Consider the following 18,725-nt stretch of genomic DNA (forward strand, 5'->3'; position numbering starts at 1 on the left):
GCCGAACTCTACCGACTCGATCTGCTCTTCGATGAACTCGTCGAGCTCKATGTCGGCGCTCTGCTCGCGCKCTTCGAACATCAGGATCTGCTTGTCCGGCTCCTGCAGACCCTGTTCATCGGGGACCACGAGCCAGCGGCGKAACGTTTCATGCTCGCCGGATTCACGATCGATGGAGACACGGATATCMACGTCTTCCTCGAAGCGCTTCTTGGTTGCCGAAGCGAGTGCCGCTTCCAGCGCACCGAATACCACATCCTTGTCGACGTTCTTCTCACGCGCAAGCGCATCGACGAGCAACAGAACTTCGCGGCTCATTGCTTGTTCCCTTTTTTCTGATTTCCTTTGAAGTCGATCACCGGCACCAGGCGTGCGCGATCGACATCGGATATGGCGAATTCCAGCAGTGCCGTGCCGTCCTTGCCGTCGAACTCCAGGCCGATCTGCTCCGCCCCCGGCTCGCCGGTGGGTGCCTGCAGGATGCCGACGAAGTTCTTCTGGCCGTCGACCGGGAGGCGCAGCGTGACCCTGGCTTCCTGGCCCGCAAAGCGGACGTAGTCAGCCAGTTTCTTGAGCGGCCGGTCCAGCCCCGGCGAGGACACTTCGAGACGCTCGTAGTCGATATTCTCGACCGTGAGCACGTGGGTAAGCTGACGGCTTACCTTCTCGCAATCCTCGATGACAATCCCGGTTTCAGGCTGATCGATATAGACGCGCATCAATCCGCCCGGAGCGCGCTCGAGCTCAACCAGCTCGTACCCCATGCCGTTCAGGGTGGTTTCGATCAAATCTGCCAGATGCACTGTATTCCCGAATAATGGCCATCAATACCGTGGCAGACCCAGCCCACYGGCACTGCCGCCTTTCTTTTGAAGACGGCTTCGCAGCCTGCTTGCCTGCCCGTCACCCCGACCGGCGCGCCGCGCAAGGACGGCATGCATGCGGATTGGGCKAACCAAAAAAAAATGGGCGCAATGCCCATCATTCGCCCATCCTTTTTCAGGATGACTTTTGAATAGACTTGGATTATACGCCGTTGCGGTGCAAAAGGCAAAGAGATAGCCGGGAGAAACCCGGACGGGAGGACAATGCGCGACGCGCCTCACTCCTTCCCGACCGTAATCCCCGCCACCCGGCACTACAAAAGCGTCAGCGGTTGCCGTCCCGGCCGCCGCCGCGCGGACGGCGATTGCCGTTCGCCTTGCCAGGCTGCGGCATCACATTTCCGTTCGCCTCGCCGCCGCCGCCGCCGCCGCGGCGCGGGCCGCGACCCTGGCCGCCGCCCATGCCACCCATGCCACCCATGCCACCCATGCCGCCCATGCCGCCCATGCCGCTGGCGCCGCGGGCGCCACGTCCACCGCGCCCACCCATGCCGCCAGGGCCGCGCGGCGTGCCCGCCGCGCCGCCACCGAGCTTGGTGGTATGCGACGTCAGCAGGGTCGGGCCACCGATATAGCCCATCGACGTCTGCATGGGATCCGGCTGGCCACGACCGGCACCGCCGCCACGCGGACCGTTGCCGCGGTTCACGCGCGGCAGGCMGTCCATGCCGGTCGGCATCGGCATGCMGGCAATGGCCGCCTMGGTGCGCGCCTTGCGCCCKGTGACCTTGCTGTTGCCGCCCTTGGGCTGGCTGTCACCCTTCGACGGCGCCTTCAGGCCGATGGATGCCATCAGCGCGCGCACATCGTCGGCTTCAAGTTCCTGCCAGCGGCCACGCTTGAGGCCGCGCGGCAGCAGGAACTGGCCGTAGCGGGTACGGATCAGGCGCGACACGGTCAGGCCAACCGCCTCGAACATGCGACGCACTTCGCGGTTGCGGCCTTCGGTCAGCGCCACGTGATACCAGTGGTTGATGCCCTCGCCGCCGCCATCGGCGATGCGCAGGAAATTGGCCTCGCCATCGTCGAGCTTGATGCCGTGCAGCAGGCGCTGGCGATCGGCCTCGGCCAGTTCACCCAGCGTGCGCACCGCGTATTCGCGCTCCACGCCGTAGCGCGGATGCATGAACTTGTTGGCGATGTCACCCGAAGAGGTGAAGATCAGCAGGCCTTCAGTGTTGAAGTCGAGGCGGCCGACGGCCACCCACTTCCCTGCCTTGATGCGCGGCAGGCTGTCGAACACGGTGGGACGGCCTTCCGGATCCGACTGGCTGACGATCTCGCCGGACGGCTTGTGGTACAGCAGCACGCGCGGCGGCTTGGTCGACACGCGGCGGTGGATCAGCTTGCCGTTGACGCGGACCTGGTCGGCCGGCAGGATACGCTGGCCGATATGGGCCGGCAGGCCGTTGACCGACACGCGCCCTTGCAGGATCAGTTCTTCCATCTMGCGGCGCGAGCCCAGGCCGCCTTCGGCAAGCACCTTGTGCAGCTTGGGAGCGTCGTCGTCCGCGGAGAGTTCGCGCACTGGCTTGACCTTGGCACGCGCACCGCTGGCGTCTTCCTGGTMGTACTGCCCGGAAATCACGAAGCGGAACAGATCTTCGCCGCTTGCCGCGGCAGCGGCCGGCGCCTTGTCGGCCGCACCCGGCGCCGGGCGCTGTGCGCCGCCGCCCTTGCCCTTGTTGCCCTTGCCTGCCTGGCGCCCTGCGCCCTGCTGGCCTTCGGCGCCGCCGCGGCGGCCCTGGGGCTGCGCCTGGCCCTGCTGACCCTGGCCCTGACCCTGTTGAGGCTTGCGCTTGCGTGCGCCGTTGGGTCGTGCCCCGTCGCGCTGGMGTTCRCCGGCGACTTCGGCACCTGCCTCGCCCACACCGGCGGCGTCGCCACCGGCTGCGCGGCGCCCACGCGGCGCCGGGCGCTCGCCCTGCTGCTCGCCGGCCTGTGCCGCCTCGCCTTCGGCGGGCTTGCGCTTGCCACGGGTGCGCCCCTTGCGCGCGCCGTCGCCCTGTCCGGGCTGGGCGTCGGACGCACCAGCCTCGGGAGCGGCGGCCTGCTCGCCATCGGCGGGGCGGCCGCCCTCGCGGTCCTGCGCAGACTGGCGGCGCGTGGCTACCAGGTTGCGCAAGCCACGGCGCAGGCCCTTGCGGCGCGGTGCGCCTTCGGCGCCGTTGCCGGCGTCGCCGGCCGGCGCATCCGCCGGGCGGACGTCTTGATCAACAGAATCGGACAAGGTATTCACATTCGGATGTTGCATGGTGTTCAGTTGGACACGCGCTCGTCGAGCTCATCGTGCTCGCTAGGGTGCGCCGGATTCGCCGGGTTCATGCCCGACGATGCCGGGGCTTCGGGCTCCTGCTCGCCGGAGGCCACTTGCACGTGGTAACCGTTGGCCGGGGCTCGCTCTTCCGCTTCTTCATCTGCCTCGCCGTCGGTCGCGGCGGGCTCCGCCTCGGCGGCGGATTCTTCTTCCTCGATGCCCGGGCCTGCACCGGACGTCACGCTTGCGGGCCCGACAGCGGCTTGCACTGCAGGCTCACCTGCCGTAGCCAGCTCCCGAACCGGCTCCGCATCCGCCTCGGGCAGTGCCGCAGCTTCGGCCTCACCCTCGGCAGCAGCAGCCTGCCCGGCGGGATCCGCCTGGGCGGACTCAGCCTCGTCAGGCGCCGCCAGCGCGAACGCTTCTTCGTCGCTGCCGGCGGGTACGCTGCCCAGGGACTCGAAATCGATCGGCTCCTGGTTCAGCAACGCGACCTGCGACTGCGCCTGCATGTCTTCCAGCGGCGGCAGCTCGTCCAGCGTACGCAGGCCAAGGTCGTCGAGGAAGGCCTTGGTGGTGGCGTACAGCGCCGGGCGTCCGGGCACGTCGCGGTGCCCGATGACCTCGATCCAGCTGCGGTCTTCGAGCTTCTTCACCACTTCGGTGCTCACCGTGACGCCGCGGATCTCCTCGATATCGCCCCGCGTGACCGGCTGCCGGTAAGCGATGATCGCCAGCGTCTCCATCACCGCGCGGGAATACTTCGGCGGCTTCTCGGGATTGAGCCGGTCGAGGTATTCGCGCATGGCGGGGCGGCTCTGGAAGCGCCAGCCGCTGGCCAGCGCCACCAGTTCCACGCCGCGCTKCTCCCAGTCGCGGCGCAGCTCGTCGAGCAGGACCCGGATGGTGTCGGCACCGACGTCGTCGGCGAACAACCGCCGCATGTCATGGACGCGCAAAGGTTCCTGCGCACAGATCAGCGCGGTCTCGAGGACGATCTTCGCCTCTTGGGTATTCATGTTGATTGCGTGCAGCCTGTCTTTGCACCTGCGCCCCTGAATATCMGGGACGCACTGGAGATTGCGGGTTCAGCGGTAGGGATTGCCACCGCCATCTGTCCGCGCAGCCAACCGCATGCTCGTTGCATTGCCGGCAGTGCGCTTTCTTTTTTGCATCGGATGCCGGACCTGACCGGCAGGAGATCGCCCGGCCACCGGCTCTACCTGCCGGTCGACGGAGCCCTTGCGTCGCGCCTCCCCCCTGATGTGGCGGACTTGTCCGGCGCGACATCGATCGCCCCGGGCGCAAGAAAATAACGGATATCGGACCTGCGTGGCTTATCTCGCCCCGCCCTGCCGAGGCTGGTCTTTTGAACCGAATCTTTTAAACCGGACGGCGGGTGGGGAACGGTCCCTGGCGGTCATACCTGCCCGGGGGTTCCTGGCATGCATCCCTGAGATGCGAATGCTAACCGGCGATGCCACGATGAATTACGCTGCGCGATATCGCTGTTCTTGCGATTGTATGGCATTCCCTGGCAAACCTGCAACCGCTTCCCTTGCGAATCGACCTGTCCGAGTGCGCGGCGCGTCACCGGAGCGCCTCTCAGAAGACCAGGCAGAAGCCATGCGCCGCCAGCGACTCTGGCAAAAGCAGCGCCCGCGCCACGCCCGCCACGCCAAAGCCGATCACGGCGAGCCCGGCCACGGCGCGTACCAGCKGACGGCGCGACCATTGCCGGAAATAGCCCGACAGCCCCGAAATCACCAGCAAGTTGGGCAAGGTGCCCAGGCCGAACACGGCCATCACCAGGGCGCCGGAGGCGGCGTTGCCCGCCAGCAGCGCCATGGCCAGTGCGCCATACACCATGCCGCACGGCACCAGCCCCCATGCCAGCCCCATGCCATAGCGGCGCAGCAGCCGCGCTTGCGGCAACGCCGTGCCGGCGAGCCGTCCGGCCGCCGCCAAGCCCAGCAGCAAGCCGCCGGCACCGCGGGCAGCCAGCCGTTCAAGCCAGCCCGCGCCGGGCGTGCGCCCGCCCAGCATCCACAGCCCCGACACCACCAGCATCACGCTGCCGGCGCCGAACAGCCAGCGCTGCACCGGCAGGTACTGCGCCTTCCAGGCAGCGGCGCCAAGCGCACCGAGCAATGCCCCCAGCACCGCATACATGCTGAGCCGGCCGGCATGCATGACCAGCAACTCGATCAGCCAGTGGCCGGGACGCCGCAGGATGGTCGCCGGCACCCGCGCGACACCGCCCTGCTCGGCGGCCAGCGCGATCCCGCCGCACATCGCTGCACAGTGCACGCCACCCAGCAAGGCCAGGGTAAATACACTGAAAAGCACGCCTATGGTCAACTTCTACTCCCTGTCGTAACGTTTCGCGCGTTAAAATGCGGCTAACGCGCCCCCGCAGATCCCAGAGGCGCTGTCGATTTCCTGCCCAGCGCCCGCGCCAATGCGCGTGATCGCAGACATGACGACGAGCAACGGTGCGCAGCATCCCGCCAGAGGGTGCAAGCGCGCCAGACTCGCGCGCCAGGGCTGATGCCGACGGTGCCTGAAACCGACGCTTTCAACGTCAAGCTCTCAACGCCATGCGCCTGCCCCACAGCGCTGGATTGACTGCGCCAAACCGGACAGGCCCCAATTGCTCACCTCCATTCCCATCACCGAGATGTCGCCCCGCTGCTCCACCTGCTCGCTGGGCCAGCTCTGCCTGCCCGTCGGCATGTCGCAGCAGGACCTCGAGAAAATGGATACGCTGGTGCAGGAGCKGGTGCGCGTACGCAAGGGCGAGACCCTGTACCGCCTCGGCGACCCGCTCACCGCCGTCTATGCGATCCGCTTCGGTACGCTCAAGACCCACCTGACCATGGAAGATGGTCGCTCCCAGATCACCGGCTTTCACCTTCCCGGCGAAGTCGTCGGCCTGGACGGCCTCGGCGAGATGCAGCATGCGTCCGATGCCACCGCGCTCGAGGATACCGAAGTCTGCGTCGTGCGCTTCGGCGATCTCGAAGCGCTGTCCGGCTCCCTGCCGTCCCTGCAGCACCAGTTCATGCGGCTGATGAGCCGGGAGATCTCGCAGGACCAGGTCATGCTGATCACGCTCGGCTCGATGCGCGCCGAAGAACGCCTCGCCACCTTCCTGATCAATCTGTCGGAGCGGCTTTCCGCGCGCGGCTACTCGTCTTCCGAATTCGTGCTGCGCATGAGCCGGGAAGAAATCGGCAGCTATCTCGGGCTCAAGCTCGAGACGGTCAGCCGGCTGTTCTCCCGCTTCGCGGAAGCCGGGCTGATCCAGATCCGCCAGCGCCACGTCAAGCTSRTCGACATGSCSGGCATCAAGCAGATCGTCAACAAGTCCTGCTAGGCCGCCAGGCCGATCTCCGGCGGCGCGCGCGGCGCGGCCGCCTCATTCCAGCTCGTCGGTGTCGGCCAGCCGCGTCGGCATCGTGTACAGCGTGAGCCCGCTCGATAACGAGCAGAGCACCCACGCGAACAGGAATCCCACCGTGTAGACCGCTTCGCGCGAGGCCTCCACCGGCTGCCCGAAGAAATGCAGGTCCCCCGGATCGATCATCGAGAACACCAGCGCGGTGGTCAGGCCGCCCACCAGGAAACCGGGCCACAGCACCCACATCAGCCAGCGCAGTCTCATGGTCACCTCGCCTGCGTCGCGGCCGGCACTGCATCGCGCGTGGCGCCTCGGGCCTTCTCGACCACCAGCCCGTGCCGCGACACGCCCTCCACGACCGGCTGGTCGGGATGCGACATCGCCAGCCAGATGGTGAAGCCGCAGCCCACCATCGCGACCAGCGGGCCGCTCATCAGCAGCCACGGCCAGGGCTCCTTCCACCAGGGATTGCTTTGCTGCGTCATCTGGCCTCCTCTATGTTGCGTGTTTGACCTGTGACTCCGGCGGCCGGCGTCACAGATTGCGCGGCACGATAAAGCTCGTGCTCTGGCTGATCTCCGCGGCGCTGGCGCCTCCGGCTTCGCTGCCGGCGGTGCTCACCGTGACCTGGATCTTGTGCGTGCCGTGGCCCGCGGCTTCGATCGGCACGCGCACGCGAATCGGAATCAGCCGGTTCGACGTGGGATCGAGGTTGCCGGCGCTGTGGTCGTACTCCACCGCGAGGCCCTTCAGTTCGTCGCTCTCGGCGCGGATCGCGACGCGCATCGGTGCTTCGGTCGTGTTGATCAACTGCAGCCGGTACACGTTCTCGATCCAGCGGCCCTCCACTTCCCGGCCGAGCGCGCCGCGGTCGCGGATGATGTCCACCTTGAGCGGCGTGCGCATGGCCAGCGAGGCCATGAAGCCGGCGGCCAGGGCCAGCCAGATCACCGAGTACACCACCGTGCGCGGACGCACCAGGCGCTTGCGCGCCACCGCTTCCGAGAGTGCGCGGCGCATGGCGTTCTCCGACGTGTAGCGGATCAGCCCGCGCGGGTACGCCATCTTGTCCATGACCTGGTTGCAGGCATCGATGCAGGCGCCGCAGCCGATGCAGTCGTACTGCAGGCCGTCGCGGATATCGATGCCGGTCGGGCATACCTGCACGCAGATGCTGCAGTTCACGCAATCGCCGAGGCCCGAAGCCTTGTAGTCGGCCTTGCGCGAGCGGCTGCCGCGCGGCTCGCCGCGGCCCACGTCGTAGGTCACGACATAGGTGTCGCGGTCCACCATCACGCTCTGGAAGCGTGCGTAGGGGCACATGTACTTGCACACCTGCTCGCGCATGAAGCCGGCGTTGCCCCAGGTGGCGAACGCGTAGAACAGCATCCAGAAAGTCTGCCACGGGCCCAGCGACAGGCTCAGCACCTGGGCGCCGAGCGCGCGGATCGGCGAGAAGTAGCCGACGAAGGTAAAGCCCGTCCACAGTGCGATCAGGATCCACAGCGTATGCTTGGAGGCCTTGAGCCGCAGCTTGCGTACGCTCCACGGATCGCCGTCGAGGCGGATGCGCGCGAAGCGGTCGCCTTCGACATGCCGCTCGATCCACATGAAAATCTCGGTATAGACCGTCTGCGGACATGCATAGCCGCAGAACAGCCTGCCCGCGATGGCGGTGAACAGGAACAGCGAGAGCGCGGAGATGACMAGCAGCACCGCGAGGTAGATCACGTCCTGCGGCCACAACACCAGGCCGAAGATATAGAACTTGCGCGCGCCAAGGTCGAACAGCATGGCCTGGCGGCCATTCCATTGCAGCCAGGGCATGCCGTAGAAGAACAGCTGGGTCAGGACCACCATCCAGACCCGCCAGCGCGAGAACGCGCCGGACACCGAGCGCGGATAGATCTTGCGGCGGACTTCGTAGAGGGTTTCGTCGGAGCTCTGCGCATCCGCCGTGGCGGATGCGCTCTCGCGCTGGGCCGGTTGCGAGGTGCCAGACCTGGCAAGCGGCTCCGGTTCGGGGGCGTTCATGGATTGTTGTCTCCGCCCGCGCAAGGGTCACGCAGGCATGCTGCCACGCTCATTGGCCGCTCCCGGTGCCTGCCCCGCTGTTGGACAGCCCCCATACGTAGGCGGTCAGCATGCGGATGCGCTCGGGCGTCAGGATCTCTTCGTGCGCGGGCATATGGTTGTTGTGGCCCTTCAGGATGGCGTCGACGATGCTCGCCTCCGAGCTGCCGTACAGCCAGACGTTGTCCGACAGGTTGGGCGCGCCGAGCGCCTGKTTGCCCTTGCCGGTGGAGCCGTGGCAGGCCGCGCAGGTCGACTTGAAGGTGCTCTCGCCGCGCGAGGCGCGGATCGGATCGGACGCCAGCCCCGACAGCGAGCGCACGTACTGCGCCACGTCGCCGGCCAGCTTTGCATCGACGGTGGCGGCCTGCGACGGCATCACGCCGTTGCGGCCCTTGGTGATGGTCTGGGTGATGGTGGCGGGCTCGCCGCCATACAGCCAGTCGGCGTCGGTCAGGTTGGGAAAGCCGCGGCTGCCGCGCGCGTCCGAGCCGTGGCACTGCGCGCAGTAGTTGAGGAACAGCCGCTGGCCGATCTCGCGCGCCTGCGGGTCCGCCGCCACCTGCTTGACGTCCATCTTCATGTACTTGCCGTAGATTTCGTTCTGCACCTGTTCGGCAGCCTGGCGGTGCGCCGCCAGTTCTCCCTGCGAGGAGTACTTGAGCACGCCGGCGTAGGAGCCGAGGCCGGGATACAGCACCAGGTATGCCAGGCCGAAGATGCACGCCAGCAGGAACATCCACATCCACCAGCGCGGCAGCGGGTTGTTCAGTTCGCGCAGGTCGCCGTCCCACACGTGGCCGGTGTCCTGGCCGGCGCCCGCCACCTTKGTCACCTTGCGTTGCGAGAACAGCAGCCACACGCACCAGACGATGCCGACCAGCGCAATGGCGGCAATGTAGTAACTCCAGAAATCCGTGAAGAAGTCGCTCATGACTCAGTGTCCCTGCTTGGTATGGTTGGCGCCGCCCGCGGGGCTGCGCTCTTGGCTGGCGGCGAGCGGTTCGTCGGGCAGCGCGAACGGCAGCAGCGCCGACTCCGCGTTGGCGGKCTGGCGGCCGGCCGACCAGGCCCACCAGCAGATCGCCAGGAACGCGATCATCGAAACCACGGTGGAGAATGCAGTGATCATGGCCATGGCTTACTCCTTGGCGGACGCGGCCGCTGTGTCCACGCGGACGTTGCGCTTGCTGATGCCGAGTTCCTGCAGGTAGGCCACCAGCGCGTCTTCCTCGGTCTTGCCCTCCAGCGTGGCTGGCGCCTGCTCGATCTCGGCCTCCGTATAGGGCACGCCCAGGCGCTTGAGCGCGCGCATGCGGTCACGGATGTCGCCGGTAGGCAACGGTGCCTTCTCGAGCCACGGGTACGACGGCATCACCGATTCGGGCACCACGTCGCGCGGGTTGCGCAGGTGGATGCGCTGCCAGTCTTCGGAGTAGCGCCCGCCSACKCGCGCCARGTCSGGGCCGGTRCGCTTGGAGCCCCACAAGAAGGGGTGGTCGTAGACCGATTCGCCCGCCGTCGAGTAGTGGCCGTAGCGCTCGGTCTCGGCCTGCAGCGTGCGCACCTGCTGCGAGTGGCAACCCACGCAGCCTTCGCGGATGTAGACGTCGCGGCCCATCAGGCGCAGCGGCGAATACGGCTTGATGCCGGGGTCCGGCTCGGTGGTGGAGTGCTGGAAGAACAGCGGCACGATCTGGACCAGCCCAGCGATGCTGACCACCAGGATGGTGCAGATGATCAGCCAGCCGATGTTCTTCTCCAGGGTCTCGTGAGAAAAGAAGCTTTGTTTCTGCGACATCATTTCTCCTGGCGTAGTCAGTGGGCGGCGGCGGCGGCCGTCGCCGGGATCGGCGCGTCCACGGCGGGCTTGCCGATGATGGTCTTGGCCACGTTGTAGGCCATCAGCAGCATGCCGGAGAGGAAGCACAGGCCGCCCAGCAGACGGATCAGGTAGAACGGGTACTTGGCCTTGACCGCTTCCACGAAGGCGTAGGTGAGCGTGCCGTCGGGCTGCGTGGCGCGCCACATCAGGCCTTCCATCACGCCGGCGATCCACATCGAGGCGATGTACAGCACCACGCCGATGGTGGCGATCCAGAAGTGCAGCTCGATCAGGCGCACGCTGTACATCTCTTTCTCGCCGAACAGCCGCGGGATCAGGTAGTAGAGCGAACCGATGGAGATCATCGCGACCCAGCCCAGCGCGCCGGAGTGCACGTGGCCGATGGTCCAGTCCGTGTAGTGCGACAGCGCGTTGACGGTCTTGWTCGACATCATCGAGCCCTCGAACGTCGCCATGCCGTAGAACGACAGCGCCACCACCAGGAACTTGAGGATGGGGTCGGTGCGCAGCTTGTGCCAGGCACCCGACAAGGTCATGATGCCGTTGATCATGCCGCCCCACGACGGCGCCAGCAGGATCAGCGAGAACACCATGCCCAGCGACTGCGCCCAGTCGGGCAGCGCCGTGTATTGCAGGTGGTGGGGACCGGCCCACATATAGGTGAAGTTGAGCGCCCAGAAGTGGACGATCGACAGGCGGTAGGAATAGATCGGGCGACCGGCCTGCTTGGGGATGAAGTAATACATCATGCCCAGGAAGCTGGTGGTCAGGAAGAAGCCCACCGCGTTATGGCCGTACCACCACTGCACCATCGCGTCCTGCACGCCGGCGTAAGCCGAGTAGGACTTCCACATMGACACCGGCATCTCGATATTGTTGACGATATGCAGGATGGCGATGGTCAGGATGTAGGCGCCGAAGAACCAGTTGGCCACGTAGATATGGCGGGTCTTGCGCTTGACGATGGTGCCGAAGAACACGATGGCGTAGGCCACCCACACCAGCGTGATGAGGATGTCGATCGGCCATTCGAGCTCGGCGTATTCCTTCGAGCTGGTGATGCCCATGGGCAGCGTGATGGCCGCTGCCACGATCACAAGCTGCCAGCCCCAGAACGTGAAGGCCGCCAGCGGGCCGCAGAACAGGCGCGCCTGGCAGGTACGCTGCACCACGTAGTAGGAGGTGGCGAACAGCGCGCTGCCGCCGAAGGCAAAGATCACCGCRTTGGTATGCAGCGGMCGCAGGCGCCCGAACGACAGCCACGGSGTATTGAAGTTGAGTTCAGGCCAGATCAGCTGTGCTGCGAGCAGCACGCCGACGGCCATGCCGACGATCCCCCACACGACCGTCATGACGGCAAATTGCCGCACGACGCCGTAATTGAAGGTGTCGGCGCGAGAAGACGCGGCGGTGACATCCATTCAGACCCCCAGATTGTAGAAAGCAGAAATTGATGACGTGACTGTAGGAAAACCCGGCATGGGGTGTCTTGATCTGTATCAAGCGCATCGGAAAGCCCTGGAACTTGCTCGCTGGCGCGTTGCCCGCGGGCAGCCGCGGCACCGGTCTCAAGGCTTGTMGTTGTCCAGCAGGATGGCTTCGGCGGGACGATCGAGATCGTCGTACTGGCCGGCGTGCAGCGCCCACCAGAGGGCGCCTGCGATCACCGCCACCAGCACCAGGCTCATCGGCACCAGCAGGTAAAGCATGTCCATGCGTCAGTCTCCGGTCTTGCCGGCGCGCAGCAGGCGCCAGGCATTGGCCACCACCAGCAGCGACGACAGCGACATGCCGATGCCCGCCATCCAGGCGGTGACATGGCCGGTGGCCGCCAGCGGGATGGCGATGACGTTGTAGGCAAAGGCCCAGCCGAGGTTCTGGCGCACCACGCGGCGCGTGCGGCGCGCGGTGCGCAGCGCCTGCGCGATCTCGGCGATGCGCCCGTGCGCGAGCACGGCGTCGGCGCCGGCCTGTGCCAGCGGCGCGCCGCTGCCGATGGCGATGGACACCTGCGCCTGCGCGAGCACCGGCGCGTCGTTGATGCCGTCGCCGACCGCCAGCACCACCGCGCCGGCGCGCTGCAGGCGCGCCACGTATGCGCGCTTGCCCTCGGGAGTGACGCCGCCCTCGCGGCGCGCGATGCCGAAATGGTCGGCCCACCAGCCCACCGCCGAAGGCGTGTCGCCCGATACCAGGTGGGTGGTCACGCCAAGCTCGCGTAGCTGCGCCAGCAAGCTGGCCGCCTGCTMGCGCTCGGTGTCGGCCAGCGCKAAGATCGCCAGCGCGCCGGCGGCATCGCCCAGCCAGACCAGCGTGGCGCCGCGGCGTTCGCTGGCGGCCAGCGTCGCTTCGATGGTGTCGGCCCTGCCCGCGCCAGCATCGCCGGCCAGCGCGGCAACGAAGCCGCGCCGGCCCAGCCGCAGGCGCCGTCCATCCACCTCGGCTTCCAGTCCCTGGCCCGGCACGTTGCGCACGGCGCCGACCACATGGGTGTCGTCGGCCAGTCCTTGCGCCTGCGCCGCCTCKACAATGCCGCGAGCGATCGGATGTTCGCCCGAGCGCTCGATGGCAGCTGCCAGACGCAGGCTGGCCGCCGCTTCGTCCACCCCGTCCGCCCCGGCCGCCCCTACCACATGTATCCCGGCCAGCGCGAAGCGCCCCTGGGTCAGCGTGCCGGTCTTGTCCAGCATCACGTCCGTGACCCCGGCCAGCGCCTCCAGCGCGTGKCCGCGCGTCAGCAGCACACCGCGCCGCGACAGCGCCGCACCCGCGGCGGCCAGTGCCGCCGGCGTTGCCAGCGACAACGCGCACGGACAGCTCACCACCAGCACCGCCACCGTAACCGGCAGCGCGCGCGCGGGATCGACCCACAGCCACCAGACCACGCCGGCCGCCGCCGCCAGCACCAGCAGGACGGCGACGAACCAGCCCGCCACGCGGTCGGCCATGGCGGCCAGGCGCGGCTTTTCAGCCAGCGCCCGGTCCAGCACCGCGACGATCTCGGCCAGGCGCGTGGCGGCGCCCACCCTGGCCACGCGCAACTCGAGCGGACTGGCGGTATTGAAGCAGCCGGCCAGCACCGCATCGCCCACGCCGCGTGCGACCGGCCTGCTCTCGCCGGTCAGCATCGATTCGTCCAGCTCGCTGGCGCCGGCCGCGACCGTCGCGTCCGCGGGCACCACCTCGCCGGCCTTGACCCGGATCAGGTCKCCCGCGCGCAGKCGCGCCACCGGCACGCGCTCCCCCACCCCGCCTTCGGCCTGCAAGCGCTCGCAGGTGGACGGCAACTGGCGCGCCAGCATCTCGGCGCCGCTGCGCGAAGCCTGACGCACACGCAGCTCCAGGTAGCGCGCCAGCAACAGGAAGGCGACGAACATGGTGACGGAATCGAAGTACACCTCGCCGCTGCCGCGCAGCGTGGCGATGGTGCTGGCAACGAAGCCGGCACCGACGCCGATCGCCACCGGCACGTCCATGCCCAGGTGACGCCGGCGCAGGCTGCGCCATGCGCCGGCGAAGATCGGCGAAGCCGAATACAGCACTACCKGCAGGGTCAGCACCAGGCTGGCCCAGCGCATCAGTTGCAACTGGCCGGGGTCGATGGTGGCTTCRTGSGTGTAGATGGGCCACGCGTACATCATGACCTGCATCATGCCGAGCATGGCCACCGCCATGCGCATCAGCAGGCCGCGGCGCGCGTGGCGGTCCTGGCGGTCCGAGCGCGACACTTCGAACGGCCACGCCAGGTAGCCGATCGACGCCAGCGCGGCGAGCAAGGCAGACACCGGCTGCTCCGCCTCGCGCCAGCGCACCATCACACGGCGCGTGGCCACGTTGGCGATCACCGATTCCACCCCCGGCAGGCTGCCCAGGTGCTGCTCGATCAGCCACGCACAGGCGGCGCAGCGGATATGCTCGGGCGCCAGCGTGATCTCGGCGCGGCGCTCGTCGAGCGGCCGCACGAACTGCGCTCGCAGCTCCTCCGTGTCGTAGGCGGCCCAGATGGGCTCGGCTTCGCGTCGCGCGGCATCATCGATGGGGCGGGCGAACCGGGCCTGATCGCCGTAGAGATGGCCAAAGCCGGCGCCGTGCAGGGTCTGTGCCAGTGTCTGGCAGCCGCCGCAGCAGAAGACATGGTCCTCGCCACCGATGCTGGCGMGCAAGACGGGGGCGCCAGCCGCAAGCGGCTGGCCGCAATGAAAGCAGCCCGCACGCCCGGCGGCGGCCGGCGCGCTGCCCGTGCCGGCAGGCGGCGTAATCGGTATGGGTGCGGCGGCAGCGGCGGAGGATGGGGGCATCGGGACTCTTTTTTACCAGGTGCATGGTATGAGTCCCGCAKGCAAGCCGCCTTGATATGGATCAAGCGTGCCACGCGGCGGCGGCACGCCGGCCCGCCCGGAGCGGCCAGCGCTCCAGGTCGACCGGTCAGGTCAGGTCAGGTCAGGTCAGCGATGTATCCACGGTGCGGCGCGGCGCTTCCAGGTATTCGCGCGATTGCATCTCGATGATGCGCGAGACGGTGCGATGGAATTCGTTGGACATCTGGCCCTCGGTGTACAACTCGTCGGCGGGCACTTCGGCCGAGATCAGCAGCTTGACCTTGTGATCGTAGAAGACATCGATCAGCCAGGTGAAGCGCCGTGCCTCGGACGACATGCGCGGCGTCATCTTGGGAACGTCCGACAGGATCACCGTATGGAACTGGGTGGCCAGTTCGAGATAATCGTTCTGCGAGCGCGGCCCGCAGCATAGCGTGTTGAAATCGAACCAGACCGCCCCGCCAGCCTTGCGCAGCGCGCGCAGTTCGCGATGCTCGATATGCAGGATGGGCGACTCGTCGGCCACCCCGGCAATGCTGGTGAACGCCTGCCGGAGTGCCGAGCTGGCCTCCGGGCCGAGCGGCGTGTGATACGCCTGCACCTGCTCCAGCGCGCGCTTGCGGTAGTCGATGCCGGCATCCACGTTGAGCACGTCGAGCTTTTGCTGCAGCAGCGCAATGGCGGGCAGCACGCGGTCGCGGTGCAGGCCGTCCGGATAGAGCAGGTCCGGCCGGTAGTTGGAGGTCATGACGAACTGCACGCCGTTCTCGAACAGCTGCTGGAGCAGGCGGTGCAGGATCATGGCATCGGCCACGTCGTTGACGTGGAACTCGTCGAAGCAGATCAGGCGGAACCGCCGCGCGATGCGCTTGGCCAGTTCGTCGAGCGGGTCCGGACGGCCGCGCAGCTCCTCGAGCTGGCGATGCACCTCGCGCATGAACTCATGGAAGTGCAGGCGCGTCTTGCGCACCACCGGCACGCAGGTAAAGAAACTGTCCATCAGGAAGGACTTGCCGCGCCCCACGCCGCCCCACAGGTACACGCCCTTGGGCACGTCCGGATGCACCAGCAGCCTCTTCAGCGTGCTGTTGCGGCGGCTCTTGTACGCCACCCACTCGTCATAGCACTGCTGCAACCGGTCGACGGCGCGCAGCTGCGCCTCGTCGGAGGTGTAGCCGCGTTGCTTCAGTTCCTGCTCGTAGTACTCACGGACGTTCATGCTKACTGCTTGCGCTGATGCCGGCCTTGATGCTGACAGGCCCGCCTGGAAGTATATCGAGGCGCGCACCGGGATACCAATATCCCGCCGCCCCCGAAAGCGAAAACGGCGCGCCGCTGGAGCGGCGCGCCGGTACTCAATGATACGCTGGCCAATACGCTGGCATGCGCCTTACATATTGAGCTGGCGCTTGTCCACGGCGAGAGCGGCTTCGCGCATGACTTCCGACATCGACGGATGCGGATGGCAGGTGCGGCCGATGTCTTCGCTGGCGGCCTTGAACTCCATCGCCACCACGGCTTCGGCGATCAGGTCCGATGCGTTCGCKGCGACCACGTGCACGCCCAGGATCTCGTCGGTCTTGGCGTCGGCCAGCATCTTGACGAAGCCATCCGAGTGCCCCATGCCCAGCGCGCGGCCGTTGGCCATGAAGGGGAACTGGCCGGACTTGTACTCGCGGCCTTCGGCCTTGAGCTGCTGCTCGGTTTTGCCCACCCACGCGATTTCCGGGAAGGTGTAGATCACCCAGGGAATGCAGTTGTAGTCGATGTGCGGCTTCTGGCCGACAATGCGCTCGGCCACGGCCACGCCTTCGTCTTCTGCCTTGTGCGCCAGCATCGGGCCGCGCACCACGTCGCCGATGGCCCACAGGCCCGGCACCTTGGTGGCGCAGTGATCGTCCACCTCGATKAAGCCGCGCTGGTCCGCGGCCAGGCCGATGGCTTCCAGGCCGAGGTTGTCGGTGTTGGGCACGCGGCCGACCGACACGATCAGGCGATCCACTTCCAGGGTCTGCGCGGCGCCGTCCTTGTCGGTGTAGCTGACGGTGACGTTGTCCGCGCCGGTCTTGACCTCGTTGACCTTCACGCCGAGGCTKAACTTCAGGCCTTGCTTGGTCAGCAGCTTTTGCACTTCCTTGGCCACGCCATCGTCGGCGGCACCCAGGAACGCGGGCAGCGCTTCCAGCACGGTSACTTCKGCACCCAGGCGGCGCCACACCGAGCCCAGCTCGAGGCCGATCACGCCGGCGCCGATCACGCCCAGCTTCTTCGGCACGCCGGCGAACTTGAGCGCGCCTTCGTTATCGCTGATCAGCTTGTTGTCGACGGTGATGCCCGGCAGGTGGCGCGCCTTGGAACCGGTGGCGATGATGACCTGCTTGGCGGTCACGACTTCGGTGCCGGCCTTGCCGGCGATCTCGACCTGGAAGCCCTCGGCGGTCTTGCCGGTGAACTTGCCGTAGCCCTTGAGCAGCGTGACCTTGTTCTTGCGGAACAGGAACTCGATGCCCTTGGTMATCTTGCCGACGATGTCGTCCTTGCGCTTGAGCATCTTGGCCACGTCGACCTTGACGTCGCCCACGGTGATGCCGTGGTCGCCGAGATGGTGCTGCACGTTCTCGAACTCTTCCGAGKARGCCAGCARSGCCTTGGAGGGRATGCAGCCYACGTTCAGGCAGGTGCCGCCCAGGCGCGGTTCGTCCTTCGGATCGTMGTAGGCATTGCCTTCGCAGCAGGCCACGTTCAGGCCGAGCTGGCCGGCACGGATGGCGGCGATATAGCCGCCGGGGCCGGCACCGATCACCAGCACGTCGAATTGTTTGCTCATGGATTTCCTTTTGCGGCCCGGGGCGGGGCAACCTCGCCCGCCGGGCCGCCATCAACTCTACGGTCCGTCGTGCCCGCCCGGGCGCGCGCGGCGCCCGGGTGGCAGGACTTCAGTCACTTCGGATGCGCGCGACGCTTACAGGTCCAGCAGCAGGCGTGCCGGATCTTCCAGCGCATCCTTCATCGCGACCAGGCCCAGCACGGCTTCGCGGCCGTCGATGATGCGGTGGTCGTAGGACATGGCCAGGTAGTTCATCGGACGGATCACGATCTGGCCGTCTTCCACCACCGGGCGGTCCTTGGTGGCGTGCACGCCCAGGATGGCCGATTGCGGCGGGTTGATGATCGGGGTCGACAGCATCGAGCCGAACACGCCGCCGTTCGAGATCGAGAAGGTGCCGCCGGTCATTTCTTCGATCGACAGCTTGCCGTCCTTCGCCTTCTGGCCGAATTCAGCKATCTTCTTCTCGATGTCGGCCAGGCTGAGCTGGTCGGCGTTGCGCAGGATGGGCACCACCAGGCCGCGCGGCGAACCGACCGCGATGCCGATGTCGAAGTAGCCGTGGTAGACGATGTCGTTGCCGTCGATCGATGCGTTGATCAGCGGGAACTTCTTCAGCGCGTGCACCGCGGCCTTGACGAAGAAGGACATGAAGCCCAGCTTGACGCCGTGTTCCTTCTCGAAGCGGTCCTTGTACTTGTTGCGCAGGTCCATCACCGGCTTCATGTTCACTTCATTGAAGGTGGTGAGGATGGCGTTGGTGGATTGCGATTGCAGCAGGCGCTCGGCGATACGGGCGCGCAGGCGGCTCATCGGCACGCGCTCTTCCGGACGGTCGCCCAGGGCTGCGAAGTCGACCGGCGCGGACACTTGCTGCAGTGCCGGCTTGGCGGCGGCKGCCGGGGCTGCCTTGGCGGCAGGCGCGGCGGCCGGTRCAGCGGCGGCGCCGAGCACGTCGCCCTTGGTGATACGGCCATCGCGGCCCGTACCGGCAACCTGGCTGGCCGACAGGCCGCCTTCGGCCATCAGCTTGGCAGCCGAAGGCATGGCAACGGCGCCGGCTGCGGCGGGCGCGGCAGCGGCCGGAGCGGCTGCGGGCGCGGCGGCAGGTGCGGG

At 67.2% G+C, this 18,725-nt stretch carries 18 protein-coding genes; 1 reads left to right on the plus strand and 17 read right to left on the minus strand.

The features are described from left to right. From AC1DKV_RS37020 to AC1DKV_RS37040, 5 genes are all read right to left on the minus strand, one after another. The coding region (locus tag AC1DKV_RS37020) for a NusA N-terminal domain-containing protein (RefSeq protein WP_477139377.1) at window positions 1-318 on the minus strand (318 nt) is incomplete at its 3' end. Further along, on the minus strand, window positions 315-803 hold the full coding sequence (gene rimP / locus AC1DKV_RS37025; protein WP_441623888.1) for a ribosome maturation factor RimP: 489 nt from the start codon (window positions 801-803) through the stop codon (window positions 315-317). The genes rimP and AC1DKV_RS37020, both read right to left, overlap by 4 nt. Before the next feature lie 346 nt (window positions 804-1,149). Then, window positions 1,150-3,138: a 23S rRNA pseudouridine(2605) synthase RluB gene (gene rluB, locus AC1DKV_RS37030; RefSeq protein ID WP_477139378.1), complete on the minus strand. Its 1,989-nt coding sequence runs from the start codon at window positions 3,136-3,138 to the stop codon at window positions 1,150-1,152. A 5-nt stretch (window positions 3,139-3,143) separates the two neighbouring features. Further along, window positions 3,144-4,160 (minus strand): SMC-Scp complex subunit ScpB, encoded by a 1,017-nt coding sequence (scpB, locus tag AC1DKV_RS37035; RefSeq protein WP_477139379.1) that lies wholly within the window; start codon window positions 4,158-4,160, stop codon window positions 3,144-3,146. A gap of 586 nt (window positions 4,161-4,746) precedes the next feature. After that, window positions 4,747-5,502 carry a sulfite exporter TauE/SafE family protein gene (locus tag AC1DKV_RS37040; protein ID WP_477139380.1) on the minus strand — a complete coding sequence of 252 codons (756 nt, stop codon included), beginning with the start codon at window positions 5,500-5,502 and terminating at the stop codon, window positions 4,747-4,749. A gap of 292 nt (window positions 5,503-5,794) precedes the next feature. Here AC1DKV_RS37040 and fnr point away from each other — a divergent pair, with 292 nt between their 5' ends. Further along, a complete protein-coding gene (gene fnr / locus AC1DKV_RS37045) occupies window positions 5,795-6,520 on the plus strand; it encodes a fumarate/nitrate reduction transcriptional regulator Fnr (protein ID WP_477139381.1) in 726 nt (241 codons plus the stop codon). Between the two features lie 42 nt (window positions 6,521-6,562). Here fnr and AC1DKV_RS37050 read toward each other — a convergent pair whose 3' ends face one another. From AC1DKV_RS37050 to odhB, 12 genes are all read right to left on the minus strand, one after another. Continuing rightward, complete coding sequence (locus tag AC1DKV_RS37050; protein WP_441623900.1) at window positions 6,563-6,808, minus strand: hypothetical protein; 246 nt, start codon at window positions 6,806-6,808, stop codon at window positions 6,563-6,565. A 2-nt stretch (window positions 6,809-6,810) separates the two neighbouring features. Next, entirely contained in the window at window positions 6,811-7,029 is a 219-nt protein-coding gene (locus AC1DKV_RS37055; protein WP_441623902.1) for a FixH family protein, read from the minus strand. Window positions 7,030-7,078: 49 nt separating this feature from the next. Further along, the gene (ccoG, locus tag AC1DKV_RS37060) at window positions 7,079-8,578 is read right to left on the minus strand and encodes a cytochrome c oxidase accessory protein CcoG (protein WP_441623904.1); all 1,500 of its coding nucleotides are present in this window, start codon (window positions 8,576-8,578) and stop codon (window positions 7,079-7,081) included. A 49-nt stretch (window positions 8,579-8,627) separates the two neighbouring features. Next, the gene (gene ccoP / locus AC1DKV_RS37065; protein ID WP_477139382.1) at window positions 8,628-9,551 is read right to left on the minus strand and encodes a cytochrome-c oxidase, cbb3-type subunit III; all 924 of its coding nucleotides are present in this window, start codon (window positions 9,549-9,551) and stop codon (window positions 8,628-8,630) included. 3 nt (window positions 9,552-9,554) lie between these two features. After that, complete coding sequence (locus tag AC1DKV_RS37070) at window positions 9,555-9,755, minus strand: cbb3-type cytochrome oxidase subunit 3 (protein WP_477139383.1); 201 nt, start codon at window positions 9,753-9,755, stop codon at window positions 9,555-9,557. A gap of 3 nt (window positions 9,756-9,758) precedes the next feature. Continuing rightward, window positions 9,759-10,418, minus strand: coding sequence for a cytochrome-c oxidase, cbb3-type subunit II (gene ccoO, locus AC1DKV_RS37075; RefSeq protein WP_441623909.1), 660 nt, complete (start codon window positions 10,416-10,418; stop codon window positions 9,759-9,761). Between the two features lie 17 nt (window positions 10,419-10,435). Next, a complete protein-coding gene (ccoN, locus tag AC1DKV_RS37080) occupies window positions 10,436-11,884 on the minus strand; it encodes a cytochrome-c oxidase, cbb3-type subunit I (RefSeq protein ID WP_477139384.1) in 1,449 nt (482 codons plus the stop codon). A 147-nt stretch (window positions 11,885-12,031) separates the two neighbouring features. Continuing rightward, complete coding sequence (gene ccoS / locus AC1DKV_RS37085; RefSeq protein WP_477139385.1) at window positions 12,032-12,178, minus strand: cbb3-type cytochrome oxidase assembly protein CcoS; 147 nt, start codon at window positions 12,176-12,178, stop codon at window positions 12,032-12,034. A gap of 3 nt (window positions 12,179-12,181) precedes the next feature. Beyond that, entirely contained in the window at window positions 12,182-14,761 is a 2,580-nt protein-coding gene (locus tag AC1DKV_RS37090; protein WP_477139386.1) for a heavy metal translocating P-type ATPase, read from the minus strand. Between the two features lie 142 nt (window positions 14,762-14,903). Next, window positions 14,904-16,001, minus strand: a complete 1,098-nt coding sequence (gene zapE, locus AC1DKV_RS37095; RefSeq protein WP_477139387.1) for a cell division protein ZapE — start codon at window positions 15,999-16,001, stop codon at window positions 14,904-14,906. 171 nt (window positions 16,002-16,172) lie between these two features. Next, window positions 16,173-17,609 (minus strand): dihydrolipoyl dehydrogenase, encoded by a 1,437-nt coding sequence (gene lpdA, locus AC1DKV_RS37100; RefSeq protein WP_477139388.1) that lies wholly within the window; start codon window positions 17,607-17,609, stop codon window positions 16,173-16,175. 135 nt (window positions 17,610-17,744) lie between these two features. Beyond that, window positions 17,745-18,725: 2-oxoglutarate dehydrogenase complex dihydrolipoyllysine-residue succinyltransferase (gene odhB, locus AC1DKV_RS37105; RefSeq protein ID WP_477139389.1), on the minus strand; the 981-nt coding region annotated here is incomplete at its 5' end.

It is taken from the genome of Cupriavidus sp. 05T41, assembly GCF_056396525.1.

Bases quoted from the DNA above. Each gene is read 5' to 3' on its own strand.
- AC1DKV_RS37055 (WP_441623902.1), bottom strand. From the start codon at position 7,029: ATGACGCAGCAAAGCAATCCCTGGTGGAAGGAGCCCTGGCCGTGGCTG.
- zapE (WP_477139387.1), bottom strand. From the start codon at position 16,001: ATGAACGTCCGTGAGTACTACGAGCAGGAACTGAAGCAACGCGGCTAC.
- AC1DKV_RS37050 (WP_441623900.1), bottom strand. From the start codon at position 6,808: ATGAGACTGCGCTGGCTGATGTGGGTGCTGTGGCCCGGTTTCCTGGTG.